General features: G+C 34.6%; 6 protein-coding genes. 4 read left to right on the plus strand and 2 right to left on the minus strand.

The window, feature by feature from the left end:
• Positions 1–163 precede the first annotated feature (163 nt).
• Together G4Z05_RS16130 and G4Z05_RS16135 are read right to left on the minus strand one after the other, a co-directional pair.
• Complete coding sequence (locus G4Z05_RS16130; RefSeq protein WP_163252821.1) at positions 164–691, minus strand: tryptophan transporter; 528 nt, start codon at positions 689–691, stop codon at positions 164–166.
• Positions 692–822: 131 nt separating this feature from the next.
• A complete protein-coding gene (locus G4Z05_RS16135; RefSeq protein WP_163252823.1) occupies positions 823–1242 on the minus strand; it encodes an HIT family protein in 420 nt (139 codons plus the stop codon).
• 581 nt (positions 1243–1823) lie between these two features.
• Between G4Z05_RS16135 and G4Z05_RS16140 the strand changes: the two genes are divergently transcribed.
• The 4 genes from G4Z05_RS16140 (at position 1824) to G4Z05_RS16155 (ending at position 4970) form a co-directional block, all read left to right on the plus strand.
• On the plus strand, positions 1824–2564 hold the full coding sequence (locus G4Z05_RS16140; protein WP_163252825.1) for an ABC transporter ATP-binding protein: 741 nt from the start codon (positions 1824–1826) through the stop codon (positions 2562–2564).
• Positions 2557–3768: an ABC transporter permease gene (locus tag G4Z05_RS16145; protein ID WP_163252826.1), complete on the plus strand. Its 1212-nt coding sequence runs from the start codon at positions 2557–2559 to the stop codon at positions 3766–3768. The genes G4Z05_RS16140 and G4Z05_RS16145 overlap by 8 nt, the downstream gene beginning before the upstream one ends.
• Before the next feature lie 92 nt (positions 3769–3860).
• Positions 3861–4577 (plus strand): EcsC family protein, encoded by a 717-nt coding sequence (locus tag G4Z05_RS16150; RefSeq protein WP_163252828.1) that lies wholly within the window; start codon positions 3861–3863, stop codon positions 4575–4577.
• Between the two features lie 180 nt (positions 4578–4757).
• Positions 4758–4970, plus strand: a complete 213-nt coding sequence (locus tag G4Z05_RS16155) for a hypothetical protein (protein ID WP_163252827.1) — start codon at positions 4758–4760, stop codon at positions 4968–4970.
• Positions 4971–5125: the final 155 nt, after the last annotated feature.

Raw genomic sequence — 5125 nt, forward strand, 5'->3', positions numbered from 1 at the left:
CAAAAATGGTATAATAATTGACCCCGTAGGGGTCAAATTAAAGTTAATATAGACCAAAAATTGCTTAAAATTTGAAAAGGCATTTCGAATTAAGTTTATTCGGAATGCCTTTTGTCTACAATCTGAAAGAACCCTTTGGGTTCTTTTCTTAACAGTTCTGCATTTATTTCTGAATGGCGGTAGTCGTTATTATTTTCGTTCGCTTCATAATCGATTGTGCCACAGGATACAAAATAATCATCGAAATCGTGTTAAGAGCTGCAGCCGGTAAAACGGCCACTCCAAACAGTGCTGCAAATGGTCCTGGTAGTCCTACAAGCAAATAGGCAGAAGCTAAAAAGACGGTACCAGAGATAATGGTTCCTATGGCGGTTAGAAGGGCGACGCCAAAAATGGTTTTTCCATACTTCTTTAAAGCTAAAAATAAAGCGAAAAAGACCAATGCTGTGATAGGTTTATCAATAATATTTGGAATTTGTCCTCCTGGGAAACCTGTTGTTATGGCTGATAATATTCCTGTCACGATGGACAGAAGCAACACACTCTTGATTTCAGGAATAAGCAGAATTCCTAAAAACATCATAGCCAGCATCATATCCGGTTTAATGGTTAAGAAAGCTGGCATCACCGCATGCAGAACGACTCCAATCCCTGCCAGCAGTGACAGTACAACAAGTTTTTTCGTATTCATTTCTCATCTCTCCTCTGCTCTTCTAAACAACTGATTCCTCCTGCAGTGCGCTCTATGCCTGCAGCGAAGAACTAACGATATTATAACATAATAGTAACCTATTATAAAGATATAATTTTCAGACAATTATACTATAAATGTTTGCTAATATTAGCAGCCATTTCCTGAAGTTGATCTGGCGTATAATCACTTTGATTGTTTTTCCAAACGGCTCCGAAGCCATCTCCTTTACCGTATCTTGGAATTAAATGCATATGGTAATGGAATACAGTTTGTCCAGCCTGTTCACCATTGTTGTTAATGGTGTTTAGACCAACAGGCTCATATTCAGTTTTTAAAGCATTGGCGATAGCGGGTACTACTTCAAATAAATTTCTAGCAATTTCCGGTGTTAGTTCAAATAGGTTTTCTTTATGTACCTTTGGAATGACAAGAGTATGGCCTTTTGTCACTTGGCTGATATCCAAAAAAGCTAATACATGTTCATTTTCAAAAACTTTTGCAGATGGAATTTCACCTTTTATAATTTTGCAAAAAATACAATCACTCATATATACAACCCAGCCTTTCATTTTATGGTTTGTATTATTTTACCATGTTCAAATAAAAAGAAAAAGGCAGGATTCGCATGGAATCCCGCCCTCGAAGGGGAACTGCTTCAACATTGACTTTCGCTTCAGGAATGTTCTTTGATAAACACCTCATTTGACAATAAAGTGTTATTATAAAGAAACATTATTGTTCAAGCTGACCATCCCCTAAGTGTTTTTATCGGTTATCAACACCTATAAAAACGGACATAGTCTGCGATAAACACCTCATTTGCAATTTATTGCAATTGACCAGTGTTATTTGAACGCTAAATGGTTTTCCTGTACATTGTACATTACAACCATCCCCTTACCTGAAACGTTATATGAAGCTTTATGAGTTGAAACGGATATTGTCTTTGACAAACACCTCATTTCAATCTTGATGAATCACTTCATCAACTGATTTCCCCTTCGAAGATTATCATGTCCGATTACGAAAGAAATATACAAAATTACATTGAAAAAATGTGTTGCGGTTTTTCTGTAAGTCTTCCATTTGATAAAATAAATAGTAATCATGATACGGAAGGGCGTTGAGAATGTCTTTATTAACCATTGAAAATCTAGTTGGAGGATACACAAGAAATCCGGTCTTAAAAGATGTTTCATTTGATGTAAGGGAAAAAGAAATGGTTGGGTTAATTGGATTAAATGGTGCAGGTAAGAGTACCACTATTAAACATATCATTGGATTAATGGATCCACATCGTGGTGTCATAAAGATAAAAGGAAAAACGTTTAAGGAAGATAAAGAGGCATATCGAAAATTGTTTACGTTTGTTCCGGAGACACCAATTTTATATGAAGAATTAACATTGGAAGAGCATTTAAGATTGACTGCAATGGCTTACGGATTAAATGAGTCTACATATAAGAATCGTATTACCACATTACTGCGAGAATTTCGAATGGAGAAGCGCTTAAATTGGTTTCCTGCGCATTTTTCTAAAGGAATGAAGCAGAAAGTCATGATTATGTGTGCTTTCTTAGTCCAGCCCTCACTATATATCGTTGATGAACCATTTGTTGGACTTGACCCGCTTGGTATTCAATCCTTACTGGATTTAATGAAAAAAATGAAAGAAAATGGGGCAGGTATTTTAATGTCCACGCATATCCTAGCCACCGCAGAAAAATACTGTGACCGATTTGTCATTTTACATGAAGGAAAAATTCGGGCCCAAGGTACACTTGAGGAGTTAAGGGAACAATTCTCCATGCGTGGAGCAACACTGGATGAAATATATATTCAATTAACAAAGGAAGAAAATTATGTTTGATGATAAAAAGCTTTGGAGAAACCGTATAGGGGTTCGCGTAAAAGAGCTGAATAGATATTTACGGTATATTTTTAACGGTCATCTTGTAATTGTCCTAATTTTTTTAATTGGGAGCGGGGCTTATTATTATCAGCAATGGATTGATACGCTTTCATCTAATTTTCCGGCTGAGATCATTATGGCTATTATCCTTGGATTATTTCTTGCCTATAGTCCGGTATATAATTACTTGCTTCATGCCGATCAAGTATTCTTGCTGCCACTTGAGAATCAATTGAGAGGTTATTTTCGTTGGTCGAAAATAAGTAGTTTTATTTTTCAAGGGTATATTCTTTTACTAGTCTTAGCGGTACTTATGCCAATGTATGTCAAGGTTAGTGGGACAAACTATCGTTTGTTTTTTCCAATCCTACTTCTTCTTTTGGTGGTAAAGGCTTGGAATTTAGTAGTTTCTTGGCATATAACTTATTTTGTCCCATCCTCTGTTCACAGATCGGACATGGCTGTTCGGTATTTTGTGAATACGACGTTCTCGTATTTGTTACTAAAACAAGCAAATTTTCTTGTGCTATTGTGTATAGGATTTATTATGATGATTTATTATTATTTCTTCCATTCTCGAACAAAAGAAATAGGGTTAAAATGGGATTTATTAATTGAGCAGGAAGAAAAAAGAATGGCTTCGTTTTACCGACTGGCGAACTTGTTTACAGACGTTCCGAAACTTAAGGATACAGTTAAACGAAGAAAATGGCTAGATCAATTCCTACGTGGAATTTCCTTTTCAAAAGAAAAGACATTTTTATATTTGTATTCAAGAACCTTTTTAAGGTCTTCCGATTACTTAGGATTATTTGTCCGCTTAACGATTATTGGTTCACTTGCCATTTACTTTATTTCCTTTGGTTTAGGGCAATTATTACTGATTGTATTATTTTTATATTTAACGGGTTTTCAACTGCTTCCTCTTTGGAAGCATCATCAAAATAAGCTTTGGGTAGATTTATACCCAGTGGATCCAAAACATAAGCAGAACGCTTTTCAATTTTTGTTAATGGTCATAATGTCTATAGAAGCAGTATTTTTTGCCTTCATGCTTTCCATTAAGGGCGAATTTCTATATGCATTGGTTGGTTTAATTATCGGATTGATGTTTAATTGGATATATGTTTATTTTTATAGTAAAAATCGTTTAAAGTTTTAGAAGTCCTCATCCAGTTGGAATGGGGATTTTTTTTGAAACCAAGAACTAAACTCTTCGTATTACTTTGTAAACGAAGTTGGTGGGGTGGACCAATGAATGAGTATGAATTAAAAGTATTTGATGAAATTGAAGATTGGAAACGAAAAATCACTCGTCGCTCTGGGATGATGAACCGTGTTTCCAAAAAAGCACAAGAGAAAATAAACGAATTTATTCCGGAAAAGGTTCATGAGTTAATGACAGAGAGTATTAAAGGAATGGTGAAGGCGACATTATTTGGTTCTCAACTAACGACCAATAGAAAACAGGCAATCGGATTATCATTAGAGGAAAGAGATGAGCTTGTTAGGATAAAAATCTCTAGCTTTCAGAAAACCGCCATTATTGAAGGGGCAGGAACAGGGGCAGGAGGAATCTTACTTGGTCTAGCGGATTTTCCGCTACTATTAACAATCAAAATGAAATTTTTATTTGAAGCAGCCGCTATTTATGGGTTCGATACGAAAGAATATGAAGAACGTTTATTTTTACTACATGTATTTCAGCTTGCTTTTTCTAGTGATGAAATTCGTCGGAATACGTTAGCAGTAATTGAAAATTGGGAGCAGCGAAAAAAGGAGCTAGTTGAAATGGATTGGCGGAAGTTTCAACAAGAGTATCGTGATTATATAGATTTTGTCAAAATGCTGCAGCTCGTACCAGGAATTGGAGCCTTTGTTGGTGCTTATGCCAATAATAATCTTCTTAAAACTCTAGGTGAAACAGCCATGAATGCGTATCGATTACGAATTTTACAAAAAGCCCAATAAAAAATCGTAAATGCTTTTTTAGTGGGTAGATAGTTCGTTCAGAACTAATATTGTGTTATTTCTAGCTGGAATAGTGGTGCCAATATGGAATACATTAAAGTATTTCGATCATAAAATAAACAATTAGGGAATTTTTAATTATATAAGGGTATAAATAGTTAAATGACTAGGAGGGATGCAATGGAAGTCATTATAACAAGTGTATGTTCAGCTATTATAATATTTATCACGGTGTTTTATATGTTAAAGGCATTTAAAATTGCTTATAAGCGAAATGAGATATCATTTCAAAAATTTATTTTTATTTCAATTTCATCCATCATTACAGGTGTAATCATTGCTTCTGTATTTCCAATTGGTTATCAAAAAATATTTGATATCCTTTTCAACTAAAAGTAATAAAAGATCTTCGATTAAGAAGATCTTTCAGACTGTCGACAAAATCCTTTTTTAAAGGATTTTGTCGACATTTTTTGTATAATTATGTCATAGAATATCGAGGTGATATTGAAATGCTTACTAAAAATACACAAGTAAATCGAGATCAA

Source organism: Neobacillus thermocopriae (assembly GCF_010975035.1).
Classification (GTDB): domain Bacteria; phylum Bacillota; class Bacilli; order Bacillales; family Cytobacillaceae; genus Neobacillus; species Neobacillus thermocopriae.